The organism is Argonema galeatum A003/A1 (assembly GCF_023333595.1).
GTDB classification, from domain to species: Bacteria; Cyanobacteriota; Cyanobacteriia; order Cyanobacteriales; family Aerosakkonemataceae; genus Argonema; species Argonema galeatum.
This window is the reverse complement of record NZ_JAIQZM010000010.1, coordinates 138393-155541: the sequence shown is the minus strand read 5'-3', so window position 1 is coordinate 155541 and position 17149 is coordinate 138393. Positions and strand designations below refer to the sequence as shown.

The following is a 17149-nucleotide window of genomic DNA, read 5'->3' as shown; positions in this document are numbered from 1 at the left end:
ACCCGATCATGCTGAAACTCACTTACACCGAAAATAGCTTTCAACTAGAGCGTCTGGCTCAATTCCTCGAAGATTGGGTCACGGCAAGAGTGATTCTGTCGCTGCGAGCTGGTTGGCATATCTGTGTCGAACCTAGCACGGCTTCGTTTTTGCTGCCTGCCGACTTACCAGGGATCGATCGTCTGGAAGCAGAGGCGTGGCGCGAAGACTCTGAAATCATCTCTCTATGTGCTTGCGATGCAGAATATGTCGAAGTCAGCTTGCACGGAACTTGGGTTTCGGCGGGTACTGACAAAGATGAAGGTGTGTTCGTCGTCTCAATGAGCGATCGAACGGAGTTCTTCTTGTTCAAACTCTGGCAAGAAGCGCAACTTGGAGCTTCTTGCGTGAGTGAATAAAATGAATTTTTGGGATGAGCAAAATGCTCATCCCTTTTTGTTGCTTTCGGTTGGTAGCGGAGCGAGAATCATAGTATAGCTAGGGACTAGGGAAGAAGAGTTTAGAATCCGCCAACGTTTCAGCAATTCAGAATGTCCTAACCGCCAAGGCGGTTGCTATATGGTATAATTCCGTAAAATAACCTATTAGCACAAACAATACTTAGCTATGGACGCTAGTGAATTGCGATCGGCCCTTGCTGGAAACATCTACGCCCTCACAATTGCTGAACGAGATTATAAAAAAGCACAAGCTGAAGCAGATAAATGGGAAAGCCTATATCAACGTACTTTAAAGGTAGGAAATGATGAATCAGCCCTTAAGAAAATTCAGTTTTATAAAGAGGTATTGACTAAAAAGGCTAGTAATTTAAAAACAATATTAGATGAACAAAAACAAAGAGTTGCTAAACTCAAAAGTAAGTTTAAAACTCATCTTAATACATTAAATACTCCTATGAATAATAGTGGTAGACCTTTGACAGAAGAAAAAGCTAACCAGCTACCACCCATTTCTCAGTCGGTATCTGAGTTGTCTGGCAATCATTTAGAAACTCGAATACGTAAAATAGCATCCGATTTGGAAGATATGAAGTCTCAACTGCTTCAACAGCAAACAGCTATTTCTCAAATGCTAAAATTGAATGTTGCATCTTTAGAAGAAGTAAGAGATATTTTAAAGCAAAATTTTTCTATTAAAAGTGGATTAGTAGATACCGAAATTAAAACTGAACCTGCATCGATTCAATTAGATGATTATATAGATTTGGATGATGAATTGATGAAACTGAAAGAGCAGTTATTGGAAAATTTTCCTAAACAAGTTACTTCCAATACCGAAGAAACTAATCCCCAAGCATCTTCCTATTCATCAGGTTCAGCAGTTGACAAAGATTTAGAAGAACTGCGAAAGCAAATAGATAGGCTGTAAATATACAGAAGATGAACAAAGACATGGAAAAAATAAATATCACGTTGAATAAAAAGGAGTACACAAGATTAGTAGCTGAAACCTTGCCAAGAGTTATTCATACAGAAGATGAGCATAAGCGCCTCGTAAAAGAGGTAGAAAAGCTCATCGATTTAGGTGAAGAACTGACAGATGAGCAAGCCGAAGTGTTTGATTTGCTAGTCACCCTCATCGAACAATATGAAGATAAGCATTATCAACTCAAAGCTGCAACCCCTCATGAGATATTGAAGGAATTGATGCTAGCCAAAGAGCTAAAACAAAAGGATTTGATAAAAGTTTTTGGTTATAAGGGTATCACTTCAGAGGTGATTAATGGCAAAAGAAGCATTAGTAAGAATCAAGCCAAAGCACTAGGAGAATTTTTACACGTATCACCTGCGCTCTTTTTGTAAAACAATTGCACTTCAGCTAAATCGCTCAAACTCTCAGTTGTTCCAAAACTAAAACTGTTAGCCCCGGTAAAGAAGGTAAACGTGCATCATTTGTCAAAAAAAACGAAGCACCCCCATGAATAGCCGTAGCCATTTGAACTGCATCTGCTGTTCGCAAATTATAATCTGCCCTTAGTTGTGCAGCAGTTTGAGCGATATCAGAAGAAACTTCAATAGTAGTCAAACCTTGCTGATCAAAAAGAATGTCCCGATATTCCTGGGCTAATGCTACGTTTCCTTGTCGCAAAGGATAGACAAGCACTTCCGATAGAGTTAAAACAGATGTAACAACCCTAAACTCACGGCGATTCAACGCCTCAAAGAAAGCGTCTGCTATCTGCAAATAAATTGGATTTTCCTCAATATAGTAAATCAAGGGCGCACTATCTAATCCAACTATTTGCCCCTGTAGCTGAATTAACCATTCCATGAGTCGCGTTCCTGATTTACATATTCTTGAGCATCAATACCTTTCCAAATTTCCTTACCCAACCCCCGCAACTCCAGAATACTACGCCTTGGTCTAGCCGTAACTTGGTGACGAGCTACTGATATCAAATCGTTTATCAGCTTCAGTTGTTCTTCTGGAGTGAGTTCTCTTGCTTGTTTCAAGACTTCGGTATAGTTAGACATTGACCTTCTCCTGCGATCGCTTTGTCCTGAATTTAACATACATAAATTGGTTCTTCCCTTGTCAAATATGCGGTCGTAGTAGCACAGGTAATTAAAATTTTGGTATGACCGACATACTGATGATGCCGTGCTACTACAAAATGTTTGTGTTGAACATTCGCATAATAATTCCGAAAGACCCGCAGCGATGTCACCATAACCGCACAACACCTAGATAGGCATTAATCTGGAGGAATGCGATCGCGATTTCCGCTCACATCCGCTGAAACGCGATCGTATTTACGTGAAAACGCACCCGCAACAGATCCAGTCAGCTTCCAAATTCCCCAAACTCGTTTTTTACAGGTTTTCAGCGGTAATTGACCGCAAACCTCTTTCGGTGACCAAAAATGGTCGTTAAAATCGTAGTATCCCATAATATATCCTCCAAGCTTTCTAATTCTAGACCTCTCAAAAGTAAGAATTTTTCCTACTTTTGTTTTTAAATGTTGAACGAGATTTGCACTTAAACAAACAGCGCTATGTAACAAATTCCGCATTTTTTGGACTCTTTTTTGGTCAAAAGCCCTAAATAGGGAATTTCATCCCCCCAAGGTATTATCCCCAAGGATCGGCAAAATCAATTCAATGGGAATTTTAATACTTTTTGGTGACAAATCCGCCTCTTACTGGGCAAAAACCTTTAAAACGCTGAGCTTCCCAGTTTCAAATCCTATTAATTTTTCTTTGATAAGCTCGATCGCAAACGCTAATAGCGTAGCGTTCACAATCTCGATCTCTTCATCACCACCCGCACATACCAGAATTATAAAAATATTACTCGTAAATTAAATGCGAATTTACACTGAATTAACGAACTCAGTATTATCAACAAGTACCCACAGTGAGTTATAGCTGCAATTTAACAATTATCTGATTTTTCAAGGGATCGGGTTGCGCGATCGCCTATTCCTACCTGTCCCACAGCGCGATCGCCCACTTTCTCAACTTACCGTACTTCTTATATATATAGTGCGATCGTACTAGCCCCCCCTGCCCCCCCAAATCTGGGGGGAGTAAGCTCCTGTTCCCCCCAGATTTGGGGGGCTAGGGGGGGCGAAACAAAAAATATTGCGTAAGTCCTATATATATAGTGCGATCGCCAACCAACCTATTGCCCCACTACCTTGTAGTATCCCTCAGTATCCTCAGAACCCTCTCGTGAAACCAGATTGGGACTAAAGCTTGCCTTCTTGTAGTGTGCCGCAACCATATCGATCGCTCCTTCATTACCCTGTAACCCTTGCCATTATTGCTTTATAGCCAACAGCACCACTTTCCCAAAAAAAAATTTTCCCAAACCCTTGACACTTTGTAGTACGTTATGTAGTATAAGTATATGGCGAGGGAGAGAGAGCCAAAAGCCTCACCCCAAGCCCAACCGAACCTTGAAAACTAAATAATTCACCCATTTCATTGTTTAAGCAAAGAAGTTAACAGTGGAGGTAGAAAATACCTAGCTGTAACAAGTGCGGTTAGCTTGTTTTCTGAACCAGCGATTTAATTTAATCTCTTATTAAGTCGTTGATTCATAAAAGATAGTCTAATGCCAAAAGATTTAAGCTCAGTAAAAGCAAAGGTAATCCAACTGCGAGTGAAAAAACACCTATCACTTAGGGAAATTCACCAGCAAACGGGAGTGCCGAAAGGAACACTGAGTAATTGGTTGAAACCATATCCTCTCCCAGAGGAGATCAGGGAAGTAAAACAAGCTGTTGCCTATGAAAAGCTGCAAAACTACATTAAAACTGTACGCAAGCGTCAGAGGCCAACAGAGTCTAAATTTCACAAGGCATTAGGCGATCAAGAGCTAACCACATATCAAAAGAGCAGTATCGCTGAAGCTGCTGTCCTATTTCGTCTAGCCTTGCACAGATTCAAGGTTTATGGATCGTTATTCGACGGCGGAACCGCAGATTGGGTAGTCGAGAGTCCTAGCGGCAAACACCTAAAACTACAGGTCAAGTTTGCTCGGATCGACAATCGAGGTATGCCAATCATTCCCCTACTTTGTAGTGATGGCAGAACCAAGTTTAGGTGTTATCGAGAAGAAGAATTCGACTTTGTAGTCGGCTACTGCTTTTTCTCAGACACAGCTTACGTTCTGTCATTTGAGGAAGTCAAGGGTAAAACCTGTCATGTTCCTCAAGAGCAAGACGAAGAAAGGTGGGATAAACTGCTCAATTTATGAGGCTGTAGCTTAGTTGGGAGAGCGCCGGTTTGTCAAACCGAAGGTCGCGGGATCGAGACCCGTCAGCCTCGCTTAAATAGTCCCGTAGGCGAATTGGTTTAAGCCGTCACCCTCTCAAGGTGAAGATTGCGAGTTCAAACCTCGTCGGGACTACCAAATGGTCAGGTCGCCAAGTTGGTAAGGCGTCGGTCTGCAAAACCGACAAGCGTGGGTTCAAATCCCACTCTGACCTTGGCGTGATATAGCAGCGTAGCTTAATGGCAAAGTCCCAAGCTCATACCTTGGTTAATGCGGGTTCAAGTCCCGCCGCTGCAACCAAATGCAGGGATGGTGTAACAGGCAACATCTCGATCTCCAAAATCGATGTTCTAGGTTCAAATCCTAGTCTCTGCGTTCTACTGCGTGTCCTCATCCGGGAAGCTTACATACTGGATAACGGTTGCAAAACCGAAGTAGGTTCGATTCCTACAACCTCCGCCAAAATTTGGAGGTTAATAAAAAAGCTTTTCAAACTTGCACGCAGTTGAAATCCACTACAGTGCTGTACGCAAATGGTTTAAGCGACGTGCCTTTCAACCACGTGATTGCGGGTTCGAGTCCCGTCAGCACTATCAAAATTTGGGTTGGCTCACCTATTGGTGTAGGTATCTGTCTGTAAAACAGTAGCTTAAAGCGTTGCAAGTTCAAATCTTGCCCGACCCATTTTGGAGAGGTGGCCGAGTGGCTTATGGCACTTTCCTGCTAAGAAAGAGCGGTTTAACACCCGTCGAGGGTTCAAATCCCTCCCTCTCCGTTTTATCCCCTGGTAGCTCAGTTGGTAGCAGCGCTTGTTTGAAGAACAAGAGGTCGTCAGTTCGATACTGACCTGGGGGACTGGCATTGCCTCATAGCTCAATGGCAGAGCGAGCGGCTGTTAACCGCGATGTTGTAGGTTCAAGTCCTACTGAGGCAGCCATTTATTTATTGCCGGGTAGACGAATCGGTAAAGTCCCCTATCTCTGAAATAGGAGTTATGCAGGTTCAAGCCCTGCCCCGGCAGCCAATATTGGGAAGTACGCAAATAGGTAAAGCGACTTGATTTTGGATCAAGTGTTTGAGGGTTCGATTCCTTCCTTCCCAGCTTTTGCTCCTGTAGCCCAACTGGAAGAGGCCGCTGTCTCAAAAACAGTCATGTGTGAGTTCAAATCTCACTAGCTCCCGTGGTGCAATTAGCAGACACGCTAGGCCGAGATCCTAGTTTTTTACAGGTGCAAATCCTGTCGGGAGTACCAACTTGGGTCGTTGGCAGAGCGGATATGCAGCTGCCTTTTAAGCAGACTTATCCAGGTTCAACCCCTGGGCGACCTACCAAATATGGGCGTTTGGCAGAACGGTTATGCTCCTGACTCTTACTCCGGCTGACACAGGTTCAACCCCTGTAGCGCCCATTGAATTCTGCCACTCGAATTCAATCAGGTTCATACCCTGAATATCAGACAGGTTCAACTCCTGCCCCTGCCACCAAAATGCAGGTGTGGTGTCAATGGCAACACAGCAGTCTTGTAAACTGCCTATGCGAGTTCAAATCTCGCCTCCTGCTCCAGTATGCGGATATGGTGTAGCGGTAGCATCTGAGTCTTCCAAACTCTAGGCACGAGTTCAAATCTCGTTGTCCGCTTCAAAAATGCGGGTGTGATGTAGTGGCTAGCATCTGAGTGCGCCACACTCAGCGCATGGGTTCAAATCCCGTCATCCGCTTCCGTAGTCCTGTAGCTCAACGGTAGAGCATTTGCCTTACAAGCAAGGTGTTACGGGTTCAAATCCTGTCAGGACTACCAATTATGAGAGTGTAGCTCAACTGGATAGAGTACCAGATTACGAATCTGGATGTTGTGGGTTCAAGTCCTACCACTCTCGCTTTGTGGGAATGTAGCTCAATGGATAGAGCGCGAAGCTTCTACCTTCGTTTGTGTGGGTTCAAGTCCTACCATTCCCGCTGGAAACTTTAGTTTTGTTTAAAAGAGGTGAGTTAAATTGATTTATTAATTTTTGCACAAATGGCATTTCGCATTTCAAAGCGTGACCTAACATCCGAGAGCCTACATACTTTAGTACGAGAGGAAAAGTAACGCTGTCAAAAAGCAGTGGGCGTTTGCAAACGGGGAGTGCGAAGAACCCGATAGGTGGGCTTGGAGGTAGCCATCCTTTAAAGAGTGTGTAACAACTCATCGGCGGAGCCCCTCTAGTAGCTGAGAAAACGCAAAATGCTCTGGTAACTTGCACGCTATTTTATCTAAGTGCGATATGCCTACGGCACGCTACGCGATCGCTAAAACATGGGTCTGTAGCTTAACTGGTAAAGCGTCTACCTTGCAAGTAGAAAGATGTCAGTTCAATTCTGACCAGTATCCACCAAAAATGGGGTCATAGCTCAATTGGCAGAGCGCTTGCCTTGCACGCAAGAAGTTAGGAGTTCGATTCTCCTTGATTCCACTGATGGTGTCTGAAGTCGAAGTGGTCGAGACGCTAGCCTGTGAAGCTAGTTATTAGCACGGTTCAAGTCCGGCCAGACACCCTTATGGAAGATGCCGCTGAATGGACGGCAACTGGTCTTGAAAACCAGGGCAGGGTAACACCTGGGGGTTCGATTCCTCCATCTTCCTTTTTCCACCGGAAGCCGAGAAGCGAGGCACTGTGCTGATAACGCAGAGGTAGAAGGGGCAGTACCTTCCCGGTGGATTGCTCGTAAGTGCATAGCTTTATAGTAGAAGAATAAAATTGTGTGTCAAAATATTGTGTTGAGAGTTAGTCGATCGTGCGCCTGCAATCGCCTGGTTTGCTTGTGATGGCATTGGGTAGTCTAAAGGAATAAGCTGATATGTCAGATGTAATTCAGGTCAGTCCCAGATTCAAACTAGACCGGAAAACTAGCGAGATAACAAGTGCAAAATCAGATGAAGGGCCACTTGATTTTAATAACGAAACTGCTGCCAGATTGATATATCAGGATCGAATGCAAGGGTGGTTTTTTGGCTCTTCCGTACTTAGTGTGCTAAGTTAACTTAAATTTATCCTCAAGGCTTTGCTACGTAAGGCGTTGAGTTATTTACACCCAAAGCTTGGTTATGGCAACTTGCTGCGGATGGGCAATCACCTTGAAATCCCTGCCAAGCTTTGCGCGTAGGACACAAAAAAACTAATCGTTTGGCACACTAAGTACGGAAGACCCCAGAATTTGACGTACCATCTCTAGATAAAGCGCGAGATATCCGTCTTTGGGAAGATGCAGACGGCAAGTTGATTGGCTTCGGTGAGTTGGGGATTCCTGAGTCAGGCGAGGTAATCAATGGCTGGCTCTGGTATCGCGTCCATCCTAGCGCTCGTGGTGGCAGTCTGGAAAAGGAGATTTTTGCTTGGGGTGAGCAGCGAATGCGCGAGGTTGGATTAGAGCGTGGTGTGCGCGTACAACTGCGCTGCCATGTTCGCGATGACAAACCGTACTACATCACAGTAGCAGAAAGTTGTGGTTTCAGGGCCGATCGCTATTTCTTGACGATGGAACGCAGTCTCGCCGAACCGATTCCAGAACCGCAATTCCCACCAGGTTTTACTCTGCGCCAAGCAAGTCATCAAGACGCCGAAGCTTGGGTAGAGATGTACAACCAAACCTTTATCGACCACTGGAATCACCATGATATAACCGTTGAGCCGGTTAAATATTCACTGACTACACCCAATTACAAACCCGAATTGGATTTGGTTGCTGTTGCACCAGATGGAACCTTCGCAGGCTTTTGCTACTGCGCTATTCACCCAGAGGATAACGATCGCACCGGACGCAAAGAAGGCTGGATAGGTATTCTGGGTACGCGGCGCGGTTTCCGCAAAATGGGACTAGCACGAGCGATGTTGCTTTCGGGAATGCAGCAGTTGAAAGCTGCCGGAATGGATACGGCTAAACTTGGCGTCGATACCCAAAATCCCAACAATGCTAGCCAGCTTTACGAGTCGGTAGGCTTTCGCAAGCTTTACAGTTCGATATCTTACGTTAAGGATGTTTAGCGATCGGGCGATCGCCCAGAAAAAAAACTTTTTCCAACCCCTTGACAGTTTTGTAGTATGTAATGTAGTATTAATGGTATGGGAATCAAATCACAGGCAAAAACCCTTGCCTGAAATGCCCAATCCGAACCTTGAAAACTGAATAGTAATTCAAAATTACAGCCAACGTTCATCAAAAAGTCTCTTAACAGAGACGGTCTTATCATGTTGCTACTTTACAGCAGACTGTTTGGTTTATCCAACCCTCAGTCTGTATCGAAAACCAAGCCGCCTCGGATCAGTTACAACCCATCTGAAACGGAATTAGAGCAAGAAAGTTCTGCACAACTCAGACAGACAAAAGTTACTGAGTCAATCCGTAAAATCAGACACGAATATCATTTGGATCGGCGTTTCTTGTTGTAAAAATCATCAGCAAATCTGTTGGAAAAAGAATTGCAAATCTAAAATCTAAAATCGATAAAGGAGGTACTCAGATGGTTCACATTCGCTTTGAAGGACGTTCCTACGATATTGCAGAAAATCATCTGGGTATCGCACCTGGGATGAACGATACTGCTGTCAAAGAACGCCTCTCACAACACTTTGACGTAAATCGCGATCGCTTTGTGCCTTACATAGTCGATCGCAGACCGGGCGGCGATTTAATTGTACGTCCAGAAGCTGTTTACGGCTAACAACAGGCTGTTCCGCACCCTGACATCAAAAGCTCTACACACATTTAGGTCTAGCTCCGAAAGGATTGTGGGTTCGATTCCCACTAAAGACTACGGTCTTTATGGCGGAATGGTAAACGCACTAGAAGTTGTTAAAAGCTTTTTTAACTTGTGCGGAACAACGTTTTAAAATTTGTGATTTTGAATTCAACAATTAATTCAAAACTCAAAACTCAAAACTTTTCTTCTATGCCGCACCCTAACGAACGAAGCGTACATACATCTGGTCTACGTAACCGGAGGTTGTAGGTTCGACTCCTACCAGCTGCACCAAATGCGGCTGTAGCTCAACGGATAGAGCGCTAATGTCAAACGCTTTATTGACTTGTGCGGGGTAGATAGAAAGGTAGTAAAAAGTTTCACTTCGCGCCCTAACTCAGGAAGCTTACATACTAGCTCATTGGTAGAGCGATCGACTATTAATCGACTGGTAGCGGGTTCAAATCCCGTGTATGAACAAACAGCTTTCTTTACTTGCGCGAAGTGACTTTAACTACCATCAATAGTTATGTTGATCGGCTCATTGCCATTATGTTTTCTACTTCGCACCCAGACAGAAGAAGCATACACACTTTTCGTAACTATAACGGCCCTAAGGTAGCGATGTTCGAGCGATCGAACAAGCGATATCCTTTCAAGTCTCATTGAGATGAGAAAGGCGTGCCCACTGCCAGGTTAACACTGGTAAGAGCGGCAGTTGTGTCCTAGCTTTTTCAACTTGTGCGAAGCAACCTTCCAAAATTGCGATTTTGAACTCAAAACTCAAAACTCAAAACTTTTTTTTATTCCGCGCCCTAATGGAGAAAGCTTACATACTAGCCTAGTGGTTTAAGGCACTTGACTCATAATCAAGCAACCCGCAAGGGTTCGCGGGTTCAAATCCCGCGTGTGAACACACAGCTTTCTCAACTTGCGCGGGGTGTTTTTAATCATAACCAATCTAAAAAAAAGGAGAAGAAAATGCTTTTAAACTACTTTTTCATCAAAAACGTTTACCAAAATTCAACTCAAAACAGCAATTCACATAAATCGAAAAGGTTGATTGATGAGCGAACATCGCTTGAGTGAAATTGTCATCGAACGCCCTCGTGGAGGGATGAGGATAAGTGCAAAGAAGCTGACAGGCTACAAGAAAGAACTTCAAAAAATCACTGAAGAAGCAAGTGAAGATGGCTTGTTATCTCCTTATTTGATCAAGATAAGGAAACGCACGAAACACTTCTCAGACCATCTGGGGCCATTGCGTCGCTGGTTGTATTCAAAAATAGGACTACCTTGGGATGCTGTCTATAAGGAATTATGCCAGCAGATTGAAACCAAAACGCTAATTGGGCAACATCTTCTCGTTCATGTATGGCAGTTTGTGGAACGAGATGTTGAGTTAATTGATGAAGTTCCTTACAACAAAAAGAGGTACTCATACTCTGAAAGGCGTCAGCTAGGTTATTGGCGAGATGAGCTTTATGTCCATCCAGATACAGGAATTGTCTGTTTAGCCAAGAGAAAACCAAATAAAGATATCAAAAAGCGTCACAACAAGGGAGATGATTTGGTGGTTATCGATCCATATCATCAATATCGCAAACTGGATGATTTGTGGTATTTAATCACGCTGCAAGATATTCCAACAATGGGGAAACCTACAGATGTTGTACTGAAAACCAGTATCCAAACTGGGATAGCATGGCAGGAGTATGGTAGGGAAGTTTATGCTGTCAGCAAACAACAGTGTAGCAAGAAGGAAATTAAGTTCATCATGCAGCAACTCACTAAAAATTGAGCCTAACGACTAAAGTCGCAGCTACAGAAACAAAGACCGCCTACGCGGTCTTAAATGCCACAATTTTTCACTTCGCGCCCTAACTGGCAACTATGAGCGTAAGAACCGCGACATACCAAACGCTGGGTGAGATAGAAAGTCTTGTCCGCGCATTCAAAGAATGTAAGCTACCGCAATGGGAGTGGAATCATCAGGGACACTTAACTGTTGCACTTTGGTTTCTGTTTCATTACTCGGAACAAGAAGCAACACATTGCATTCGTGTAGGCATCATGCGGTTCAACGCTGCTGTTGGTATTCAAACAACTCCAAACAGCGGCTATCACGAAACCATAACTCTATTTTGGATTCGGATAATCAGCGGATATCTTGCGGCTGAAGGTGCTTATTCCACAATGGTAGATCTTGCTAACAAACTTATTCAAAGTTACGGAAATAAGAATCTGCCACTTGAATATTACAGTCGCCAGTTGCTTATGTCCTGTAATGCTCGCCAAAACTGGGTTGAACCTGATTTGAAATCGATAGCTAATTGCAACGCTTGCAGCCCGCCTGCGATTCAAATCGCAGGCTAATAGCTAAAGTCCACTTAAGTGGACTAAAGATTTCTTTCCAGTCCATTTTAATGGACTTTCGCTATTAGCTGGGGGTTTGAACCCCCAGCGGGTATGGGCGACTCAAGTAACACAATGGCAGTTGTCGCCGCGCCCCAACTGAGAAAGCTTACATACCCTTTTACGGTAAAAACAAAGCTTTCTCGACTTGCGCGGTGTCTATATTAATTGCGTGCGACATCTGCCTCCTCAAATTTTTGGTAATTCTACTGCAAGGAGGAGGTTATAATGAATACAGCAGAGCGCGATTTGCGTTTGGAAATGTTAAATAGCTTGCTGACTACACCTCACCGCAAGCTGGAACAAGTATCAGAAGTTCACAAGTTAATTGTGGAACTCGACCCGATTTTTTACGGACATTTAGCTGTTTGGTATCAGCGCAATGGTGATGTGCGCGATCATAAGGAAGTGTTTGTTGGTAATTTGCTGACTAGCAATGTCAACCAACATCGCGATGCAGGTTTTGTGATGTTGCAAGAATTTCCGCCTTATGAAGTATCGCGGATTGTGGACTTTATGAAGGAGCATCGGGGAAAGGTTCCTCGTTCTGCACGCACTGCTGTTACTCGCTATTTGAAGACACGGGAAAAGAATCCAAAGTTCTTTGACAGTGCTGCACTGCGGGGACGCAAGGCGATGAAGCACTTGTATGCAACATTGCACATTAAGCCTAATGAGCGTGCTAATGCAGTGCTGTTCAAGGATGCACCTCCAGAAGATAGCCTTGCTTTCATGCTCAAGCAATTGGCAAAAGCAACATCTGGTGCAGAACAAGCGGCACTAATTGTCGAACACAATATTCCTTACACTGTTGCTGTTGGTGCGATTAAACAAGTAACACCAACAGTGTTGGTAGCGCTGATTAATTCGATGTCGCCGCAAGAGGTAATTAATAACCTCAATTCGCTGAAACAGCGGGGTGTAATGGAGCACCCAGAGGTGAAGGCGCTGATTGATGGGAAACTGGAAGAAGCGGCAAAAAGCGATCGCGTTTCTGCCTACAAGGCGCGTGTGGCAGGTAATGTCACCGAATTAGATGCGGAAACTGCTGCCAAATTGGAAAAAGTTACCGACGAGCAAGTTAAAAAGCGGGGTAAAATTGCCAAGGCGACTGCTTTGCTGATTGACAAATCTGGTTCGATGGAAAATGCGATCGAAATTGGTAAGCGCCTAGCTGCACTAATTTCTGGTATTTCCGATGCCGATTTGTTCGTCTACGCTTTCGATACTTTGCCTTATGCAGTGGAAGCAAAAGGTAAGGAATTGAGCGATTGGGAACGTGCTTTCCAACTAATTCAAGCTGGCGGTAGCACTAGCTGCGGTTGCAGTTTGGAAGCAATGCGGCGCAAGCGGCAGGTGGTGGAACAAATCATCATGGTAACTGATGAAGGTGAAAACGCTGCACCTTATTTTGCCGAAGCTTACAGCAATTACTGCCGCGATTTGGCGGTGATGCCAAATGTGGTTATCATAAAAGTTGGTAACGCCAGCAATTATGTGGAAAATCAGTTGAAGCAAAAGCAAGTTGAAGTGGATACTTTTACCTTCTCTGGTGATTATTACTCGCTGCCAAATTTGGTGCCAATGCTATCTCGTCCTTCGCGACTGGAGTTATTGTTGGAAATTTTGGATACGCAACTGCCAGTGAGGGATGATAAAACCTAACCCCCCTACCCCCTTCCCTGCGAGGGAAGGGGGGGAAATTTTTCTCCCCTCTCCTTGCAGGAGAGGGGTCGGGGGAGAGGTTCCAGGTTGCGATCGCAATCTTGTTCCTTTGTAACTCATAATGGAGGTCAGCTAATGAGCGAATTCCTGACCATTTCCAATGTTGCAATGTTGCCAGAACCCAAACGGGGAACTGTAGAAAAAGCGATCGCACCTGGATTGCGCGGTAGAGTAAAAGCATTAGGTAGCTACTGGCCTGCTGAATTCTACCATCCAGAAGGTCAAGTGCAGCTATTGCCCGGTGAGATAATCCTCGTGGTCGGTATCAAGAATATCACTTTGCTTGTTGTTCCCTTGTCTTGAAAAAACTGGATAAGCTTGTAAGGTGGGCAATCCCTCCGGTGTGGTGGAGTACCGCACCGGAGGGATTGCCCACTCTGCTACAGTAGTACACTCGGAAGACTATGATACTCTACCGTCCTGTCGGATTAAAAGAACTTGAACTAATAGCGGAATCTAATTTCAACGCACTACAATAATTCTCGTTTCATCTCCTCAAGCGACAACTTTTTTCCGGCTTTAAACTCCTCTCTTGCCTCCTGTATAATTTCCAAAAACTCAGGATTCATGCTTAGCGATAAAGACTCTGAATCTGCCTTTTTAAAAGAGGTGACTACTGCGATCGCTTTACCATGAAGAGTCAAAACAATCATTTCATTACTGAACTCTTCCGCATAAGCTGATAAAGGCTGTGATGCTGTCGAAATTTCAATCGTTTTCATTTAGTTCAACCTCTTTACCTGCGATGATTAACTTATTGCCCTCTTTTCTACCAACTGCTAGTATACGTACTACATCCGGCTCCTCAGACACAACTTCATAAAAAATACGCAGAGAGCCAATCCGTAATTCCCAAGGTGCAATTGGGTTTGGGCGCAGCGGTTTGCGATTGCGGGTTTCAGTCAAAGGCTCATACACAAGCTGCTCCTCTACAGACTCGATGACTATGGCTCGCTCTCTAACAGATAAGCCCCTGAGTTGCGCCTTGACTGACTCAGCAAATTCAATAAAATATGCCATTGGCTTATTCTACCATAGGATCGTTTCAACTAACTATATCAATTTATTAGGAAACTCATTTAGGAGGTGGTGTGATGAAAGATTTGCAGGAAGTTTATCAGGCGATCGCACTGGAAGTTCAACAGCAACTCGCCAAACAATATCCAAATCACCGAAGCATTTACAAGCGCATTCGTATAAATCATAAAACAAACAAAAAACTGAAATAATCCATGAGCATTTTTAAAGTAGAAGTGGTCAAAATCAACAACGTCAATCCTCACCAGAATGCTGACAGATTGGACATAGCTACTATCGAAGGTATGGCGTATCAGGTAATCACCGCTAAGGGTAATTTAAAACCTGGAGATTTGGCTTTCTACTTCCCTATTGATAGCGTTATTCCCGATCTGTTTCTAGACGAATTCGGGATTCGTCCTTACTATTCCAAGAAACTCCGGGCGGCCAAACTGCGAGGCATCTTCTCGGAGGGTTTACTTATTCCCGTTGGCGATAACTTTGCGGGAAATGTGGGGGATGACTGCACGGAATTATTTGGTGTTACCAAGTACGAATATCCGATACCGCAAACGATGAATGGAGATGTGGAAACTACGATCGGGCCTTACAAATTTCCGAGTCCTGAAAACCTGAAGCGATATCGAGATGTTCTCTCTTATGGAGAAGAAGTAGTCGTAACCGAAAAAATTCACGGCACGAACTTTAGCGTCTTGGCAGATGCTGATGGAACAACCCACTTAGGCAGTCACAATTACTTTTGGAAAAATAACGAGAATAACAAAACTCTCGTTTATGTTCGGGCTTACAACGAGTATCCTGTACTGCATAAGTTGCCGCCAAATACTCAAATATTTGGAGAAATTTACGGAGTACAGGATCTTAAGTATGGCTTGAATAATGGCAAAATTGGAATTGCCTTTTTCGCCGTCAAGCAGAACGGCAACTTCCTGAACTACGCTGACTTTACTGCTTTTTGCGATGATTATTCATTGCCGAGGGTGCCTGTCCTTTATATTGGCCCTTACAGTTGGGAAGCCGTGTCTCAGTTTAACAATGCTGATAGCACAGTCAGTCCTGATTGCATTATGGAAGGCGTTGTGGTACAACCGCTGGTGGAACGCACAGATCCAGAAATCGGTCGGGTGGTGCTGAAGCTAATTAGCGATCGCTACCTGCTTCGCAAAGACGGTACAGAACTCCATTAGCACGGGCAGTAGGGCTCAAGCAAATTGTGGCTTCCGTTCCGACTATGCTTAACAAGCGTGACAGTAGGGCCCATTGCCCCTCACCTTCCCTCTTGGTAAAACCCTACTCAGCCACAAGCAGCAGGCTGTAATTCAAGGACACGGGTTCAAATCCAAATTGCAGTCTCAACAGTAGTATTCTTAAGACTACTACTGTAGGATTGAGAATACTGCTACTAAAAATTCTCTTTCAGGGAATAGAGCCAAAATCGCATACAATCTGTAGCTTCCAACCCAATCATTACAAAGTAGGAGAACAAATATGAACTGGAAAATGCTTTCTCTAGCCGCTGGTCTGGTTCTGGCTACCAGCCTCACCGCTTGCTCCAATAAATCCGCTACCGAAAATCAAGTGTCTCCAACTGCCGTCCCCGCTAGCAACAGCAAACCGGCTGACGCGATGAAGAAAGACGATGCCACGAAACCGGCTGACGCGATGAAGAAAGACGATGCCACGAAACCGGCTGACGCGATGAAGAAAGACGATGCCACTAAGAAGTCGCAGTAGTTAAAGACAAAGAAGTCGATAAGAGCGATCGTGGTAGGTACGGCGATCGCTCTTATCCTGGGTTAGGATGTTCAAGTAAAACTTTGGCTTGCTCCTCTATTTCCTCAACTCCCGCTAACATCTGGAACCGAGATGTTGCTCGCTCAAAACCGATCGCACTAAACTTTCCCTATGGCTTCTTCACAGTCTGCCAAAAGCCGCAGGTCGCCTCCTATTCCAGCACAGGCAATCCCGGCAAAAGTTTTTCACTGGATCAACATCATTAGTCTGCTGTTTATGATTGCCAGCGGACTCCAAATCTACAACGCTAATCCCGTATTTGGGGGACGGGAAGGTTGGCATTTTCCCCGTTTCTTGCTCCTGGGAGGTTGGTTAGCGGGAGGACGGGACTGGCATTTTGCGGCGATGTGGGTATTTGCGTTTAATTTACTGATATATGGATTTTACATCCTGCTCACCCGTCGCTGGCGACGGCGATTTGTCTCATCTAGCGATATTCAAGTGTTGCAAACGGGGCAAAATCCGAAACGTAAAACTTATGCGTGGCATCGATTAGTTTACACTGCTATTATCCCTATTTTATTGCTGGCGATCGCTACTGGTCTGGCCATGTATAAACCGGCTCAACTTTACTGGCTGTCAGGTCTATTTGGCAGTTGGCAAACTCTACGTACAGTTCACTTTATCACCATACCGATTGTAGTGCTGTTTGCGATCGCTCACTCTCTGCTGGGGTTGAAGGCAGGAGGTTCTCGCTTAATTAAATCCATGTTTTTATGAGAAACACTTTGAGTTTT

At 44.4% G+C, this 17149-nt stretch carries 20 protein-coding genes and 27 tRNA genes; 42 read left to right on the top strand and 5 right to left on the bottom strand.

Annotation, left to right across the window (positions count from 1 at the left end):
• Window positions 1-8: 8 nt before the first annotated feature.
• From LAY41_RS13310 to LAY41_RS13300, 3 genes are all read left to right on the top strand, one after another.
• A complete protein-coding gene (locus LAY41_RS13310; protein WP_249098204.1) occupies window positions 9-398 on the top strand; it encodes an alr0857 family protein in 390 nt (129 codons plus the stop codon).
• 208 nt (window positions 399-606) lie between these two features.
• Window positions 607-1368 carry a PspA/IM30 family protein gene (locus tag LAY41_RS13305; RefSeq protein WP_249098201.1) on the top strand — a complete coding sequence of 254 codons (762 nt, stop codon included), beginning with the start codon at window positions 607-609 and terminating at the stop codon, window positions 1366-1368.
• Between the two features lie 11 nt (window positions 1369-1379).
• Window positions 1380-1802, top strand: a complete 423-nt coding sequence (locus tag LAY41_RS13300) for a helix-turn-helix domain-containing protein (RefSeq protein WP_249098198.1) — start codon at window positions 1380-1382, stop codon at window positions 1800-1802.
• A gap of 25 nt (window positions 1803-1827) precedes the next feature.
• Here the strand turns inward: LAY41_RS13300 and LAY41_RS13295 are convergent, their stop codons facing one another.
• The 3 genes from LAY41_RS13295 to LAY41_RS13285 form a co-directional block, all read right to left on the bottom strand.
• The gene (locus LAY41_RS13295; protein ID WP_249098196.1) at window positions 1828-2271 is read right to left on the bottom strand and encodes a type II toxin-antitoxin system VapC family toxin; all 444 of its coding nucleotides are present in this window, start codon (window positions 2269-2271) and stop codon (window positions 1828-1830) included.
• Complete coding sequence (locus LAY41_RS13290; RefSeq protein ID WP_249098193.1) at window positions 2259-2474, bottom strand: hypothetical protein; 216 nt, start codon at window positions 2472-2474, stop codon at window positions 2259-2261. The genes LAY41_RS13295 and LAY41_RS13290 overlap by 13 nt, the downstream gene beginning before the upstream one ends.
• Window positions 2475-2695: 221 nt before the next feature.
• The gene (locus tag LAY41_RS13285) at window positions 2696-2890 is read right to left on the bottom strand and encodes a hypothetical protein (protein ID WP_249098191.1); all 195 of its coding nucleotides are present in this window, start codon (window positions 2888-2890) and stop codon (window positions 2696-2698) included.
• 1169 nt (window positions 2891-4059) lie between these two features.
• Here LAY41_RS13285 and LAY41_RS13280 point away from each other — a divergent pair.
• The 35 genes from LAY41_RS13280 to LAY41_RS13110 all read left to right on the top strand — a co-directional run bounded on the left by LAY41_RS13280 (window position 4060) and on the right by LAY41_RS13110 (window position 13883).
• A complete protein-coding gene (locus LAY41_RS13280; RefSeq protein ID WP_249098188.1) occupies window positions 4060-4704 on the top strand; it encodes a hypothetical protein in 645 nt (214 codons plus the stop codon).
• Window positions 4703-4775 (top strand) — tRNA-Asp (locus LAY41_RS13275). The genes LAY41_RS13280 and LAY41_RS13275 overlap by 2 nt, the downstream gene beginning before the upstream one ends.
• Before the next feature lie 7 nt (window positions 4776-4782).
• Window positions 4783-4860 (top strand) — tRNA-Glu (locus LAY41_RS13270).
• A 3-nt stretch (window positions 4861-4863) separates the two neighbouring features.
• Window positions 4864-4936, top strand: a tRNA-Cys gene (locus LAY41_RS13265).
• A gap of 11 nt (window positions 4937-4947) precedes the next feature.
• A tRNA-Ile gene (locus tag LAY41_RS13260) sits at window positions 4948-5022 on the top strand.
• 3 nt (window positions 5023-5025) lie between these two features.
• Window positions 5026-5097, top strand: a tRNA-Trp gene (locus tag LAY41_RS13255).
• 22 nt (window positions 5098-5119) lie between these two features.
• Window positions 5120-5184 (top strand) — tRNA-Ser (locus LAY41_RS13250).
• A 57-nt stretch (window positions 5185-5241) separates the two neighbouring features.
• Window positions 5242-5315: transfer RNA gene (locus LAY41_RS13245), tRNA-Glu, on the top strand.
• A gap of 9 nt (window positions 5316-5324) precedes the next feature.
• Window positions 5325-5406: transfer RNA gene (locus tag LAY41_RS13240), tRNA-Tyr, on the top strand.
• A gap of 4 nt (window positions 5407-5410) precedes the next feature.
• Window positions 5411-5497, top strand: a tRNA-Ser gene (locus LAY41_RS13235).
• A gap of 6 nt (window positions 5498-5503) precedes the next feature.
• Window positions 5504-5577: transfer RNA gene (locus LAY41_RS13230), tRNA-Phe, on the top strand.
• A 7-nt stretch (window positions 5578-5584) separates the two neighbouring features.
• A tRNA-Asn gene (locus tag LAY41_RS13225) sits at window positions 5585-5659 on the top strand.
• Window positions 5660-5668: 9 nt separating this feature from the next.
• Window positions 5669-5746, top strand: a tRNA-Gln gene (locus LAY41_RS13220).
• A gap of 4 nt (window positions 5747-5750) precedes the next feature.
• Window positions 5751-5824, top strand: a tRNA-Gln gene (locus LAY41_RS13215).
• 155 nt (window positions 5825-5979) lie between these two features.
• A tRNA-Lys gene (locus tag LAY41_RS13210) sits at window positions 5980-6054 on the top strand.
• A gap of 5 nt (window positions 6055-6059) precedes the next feature.
• Window positions 6060-6131: transfer RNA gene (locus LAY41_RS13205), tRNA-Lys, on the top strand.
• Window positions 6132-6211: 80 nt separating this feature from the next.
• A tRNA-Thr gene (locus LAY41_RS13200) sits at window positions 6212-6286 on the top strand.
• A 4-nt stretch (window positions 6287-6290) separates the two neighbouring features.
• Window positions 6291-6361, top strand: a tRNA-Gly gene (locus LAY41_RS13195).
• An 8-nt stretch (window positions 6362-6369) separates the two neighbouring features.
• Window positions 6370-6441 (top strand) — tRNA-Gly (locus tag LAY41_RS13190).
• Between the two features lie 5 nt (window positions 6442-6446).
• A tRNA-Val gene (locus LAY41_RS13185) sits at window positions 6447-6521 on the top strand.
• A 5-nt stretch (window positions 6522-6526) separates the two neighbouring features.
• Window positions 6527-6600, top strand: a tRNA-Arg gene (locus LAY41_RS13180).
• A 6-nt stretch (window positions 6601-6606) separates the two neighbouring features.
• A tRNA-Arg gene (locus LAY41_RS13175) sits at window positions 6607-6679 on the top strand.
• A 342-nt stretch (window positions 6680-7021) separates the two neighbouring features.
• Window positions 7022-7098 (top strand) — tRNA-Ala (locus LAY41_RS13170).
• A 5-nt stretch (window positions 7099-7103) separates the two neighbouring features.
• Window positions 7104-7176 (top strand) — tRNA-Ala (locus LAY41_RS13165).
• 6 nt (window positions 7177-7182) lie between these two features.
• Window positions 7183-7258 (top strand) — tRNA-His (locus tag LAY41_RS13160).
• A gap of 5 nt (window positions 7259-7263) precedes the next feature.
• Window positions 7264-7346 (top strand) — tRNA-OTHER (locus LAY41_RS13155).
• 634 nt (window positions 7347-7980) lie between these two features.
• Entirely contained in the window at window positions 7981-8745 is a 765-nt protein-coding gene (locus LAY41_RS13150) for a GNAT family N-acetyltransferase (RefSeq protein WP_249098185.1), read from the top strand.
• Between the two features lie 204 nt (window positions 8746-8949).
• Window positions 8950-9150 (top strand): hypothetical protein, encoded by a 201-nt coding sequence (locus LAY41_RS13145; protein ID WP_249098182.1) that lies wholly within the window; start codon window positions 8950-8952, stop codon window positions 9148-9150.
• A 71-nt stretch (window positions 9151-9221) separates the two neighbouring features.
• On the top strand, window positions 9222-9422 hold the full coding sequence (locus LAY41_RS13140) for a hypothetical protein (RefSeq protein ID WP_249068816.1): 201 nt from the start codon (window positions 9222-9224) through the stop codon (window positions 9420-9422).
• Between the two features lie 425 nt (window positions 9423-9847).
• Window positions 9848-9916: transfer RNA gene (locus LAY41_RS13135), tRNA-Asn, on the top strand.
• A 359-nt stretch (window positions 9917-10275) separates the two neighbouring features.
• Window positions 10276-10353 (top strand) — tRNA-Met (locus tag LAY41_RS13130).
• A gap of 153 nt (window positions 10354-10506) precedes the next feature.
• Window positions 10507-11241, top strand: a complete 735-nt coding sequence (locus LAY41_RS13125) for a hypothetical protein (RefSeq protein ID WP_249098179.1) — start codon at window positions 10507-10509, stop codon at window positions 11239-11241.
• A 92-nt stretch (window positions 11242-11333) separates the two neighbouring features.
• A complete protein-coding gene (locus LAY41_RS13120) occupies window positions 11334-11816 on the top strand; it encodes a hypothetical protein (protein ID WP_249098177.1) in 483 nt (160 codons plus the stop codon).
• Between the two features lie 267 nt (window positions 11817-12083).
• Window positions 12084-13520, top strand: a complete 1437-nt coding sequence (locus LAY41_RS13115) for a vWA domain-containing protein (RefSeq protein WP_249098176.1) — start codon at window positions 12084-12086, stop codon at window positions 13518-13520.
• Between the two features lie 135 nt (window positions 13521-13655).
• Entirely contained in the window at window positions 13656-13883 is a 228-nt protein-coding gene (locus LAY41_RS13110; protein ID WP_249098174.1) for an NfeD family protein, read from the top strand.
• Window positions 13884-14050: 167 nt separating this feature from the next.
• On the opposite strand, the gene LAY41_RS13105 is transcribed toward LAY41_RS13110, so the two are convergent.
• Window positions 14051-14302: a hypothetical protein gene (locus LAY41_RS13105; protein ID WP_249098173.1), complete on the bottom strand. Its 252-nt coding sequence runs from the start codon at window positions 14300-14302 to the stop codon at window positions 14051-14053.
• Window positions 14289-14600, bottom strand: a complete 312-nt coding sequence (locus tag LAY41_RS13100) for a type II toxin-antitoxin system RelE family toxin (RefSeq protein WP_249098171.1) — start codon at window positions 14598-14600, stop codon at window positions 14289-14291. The genes LAY41_RS13105 and LAY41_RS13100 overlap by 14 nt, the downstream gene beginning before the upstream one ends.
• Before the next feature lie 74 nt (window positions 14601-14674).
• On the opposite strand from LAY41_RS13100, the gene LAY41_RS32275 reads away from it, so the two are divergent.
• The 4 genes from LAY41_RS32275 to LAY41_RS13085 all read left to right on the top strand — a co-directional run bounded on the left by LAY41_RS32275 (window position 14675) and on the right by LAY41_RS13085 (window position 17132).
• Window positions 14675-14809, top strand: a complete 135-nt coding sequence (locus tag LAY41_RS32275; RefSeq protein ID WP_275974109.1) for a hypothetical protein — start codon at window positions 14675-14677, stop codon at window positions 14807-14809.
• Window positions 14810-14812: 3 nt separating this feature from the next.
• Window positions 14813-15805 carry an RNA ligase (ATP) gene (locus LAY41_RS13095; protein ID WP_249098169.1) on the top strand — a complete coding sequence of 331 codons (993 nt, stop codon included), beginning with the start codon at window positions 14813-14815 and terminating at the stop codon, window positions 15803-15805.
• 301 nt (window positions 15806-16106) lie between these two features.
• On the top strand, window positions 16107-16352 hold the full coding sequence (locus LAY41_RS13090; RefSeq protein WP_249098167.1) for a hypothetical protein: 246 nt from the start codon (window positions 16107-16109) through the stop codon (window positions 16350-16352).
• A 171-nt stretch (window positions 16353-16523) separates the two neighbouring features.
• Window positions 16524-17132 carry a cytochrome b/b6 domain-containing protein gene (locus tag LAY41_RS13085; RefSeq protein WP_249098165.1) on the top strand — a complete coding sequence of 203 codons (609 nt, stop codon included), beginning with the start codon at window positions 16524-16526 and terminating at the stop codon, window positions 17130-17132.
• Window positions 17133-17149 lie beyond the last annotated feature (17 nt).

Coding starts and splice junctions, on each gene's coding strand:
- LAY41_RS13310 (WP_249098204.1), top strand. CDS start 9: ATGCTGAAACTCACTTACACCGAAAATAGCTTTCAACTAGAGCGTCTG.
- LAY41_RS13305 (WP_249098201.1), top strand. CDS start 607: ATGGACGCTAGTGAATTGCGATCGGCCCTTGCTGGAAACATCTACGCC.
- LAY41_RS13300 (WP_249098198.1), top strand. CDS start 1,380: ATGAACAAAGACATGGAAAAAATAAATATCACGTTGAATAAAAAGGAG.
- LAY41_RS13295 (WP_249098196.1), bottom strand. CDS start 2,271: ATGGAATGGTTAATTCAGCTACAGGGGCAAATAGTTGGATTAGATAGT.
- LAY41_RS13290 (WP_249098193.1), bottom strand. CDS start 2,474: ATGTCTAACTATACCGAAGTCTTGAAACAAGCAAGAGAACTCACTCCA.
- LAY41_RS13285 (WP_249098191.1), bottom strand. CDS start 2,890: ATGGGATACTACGATTTTAACGACCATTTTTGGTCACCGAAAGAGGTT.
- LAY41_RS13280 (WP_249098188.1), top strand. CDS start 4,060: ATGCCAAAAGATTTAAGCTCAGTAAAAGCAAAGGTAATCCAACTGCGA.
- LAY41_RS13145 (WP_249098182.1), top strand. CDS start 8,950: ATGTTGCTACTTTACAGCAGACTGTTTGGTTTATCCAACCCTCAGTCT.
- LAY41_RS13140 (WP_249068816.1), top strand. CDS start 9,222: ATGGTTCACATTCGCTTTGAAGGACGTTCCTACGATATTGCAGAAAAT.
- LAY41_RS13125 (WP_249098179.1), top strand. CDS start 10,507: ATGAGCGAACATCGCTTGAGTGAAATTGTCATCGAACGCCCTCGTGGA.
- LAY41_RS13120 (WP_249098177.1), top strand. CDS start 11,334: ATGAGCGTAAGAACCGCGACATACCAAACGCTGGGTGAGATAGAAAGT.
- LAY41_RS13115 (WP_249098176.1), top strand. CDS start 12,084: ATGAATACAGCAGAGCGCGATTTGCGTTTGGAAATGTTAAATAGCTTG.
- LAY41_RS13110 (WP_249098174.1), top strand. CDS start 13,656: ATGAGCGAATTCCTGACCATTTCCAATGTTGCAATGTTGCCAGAACCC.
- LAY41_RS13105 (WP_249098173.1), bottom strand. CDS start 14,302: ATGAAAACGATTGAAATTTCGACAGCATCACAGCCTTTATCAGCTTAT.
- LAY41_RS13100 (WP_249098171.1), bottom strand. CDS start 14,600: ATGGCATATTTTATTGAATTTGCTGAGTCAGTCAAGGCGCAACTCAGG.
- LAY41_RS32275 (WP_275974109.1), top strand. CDS start 14,675: ATGAAAGATTTGCAGGAAGTTTATCAGGCGATCGCACTGGAAGTTCAA.
- LAY41_RS13095 (WP_249098169.1), top strand. CDS start 14,813: ATGAGCATTTTTAAAGTAGAAGTGGTCAAAATCAACAACGTCAATCCT.
- LAY41_RS13090 (WP_249098167.1), top strand. CDS start 16,107: ATGAACTGGAAAATGCTTTCTCTAGCCGCTGGTCTGGTTCTGGCTACC.
- LAY41_RS13085 (WP_249098165.1), top strand. CDS start 16,524: ATGGCTTCTTCACAGTCTGCCAAAAGCCGCAGGTCGCCTCCTATTCCA.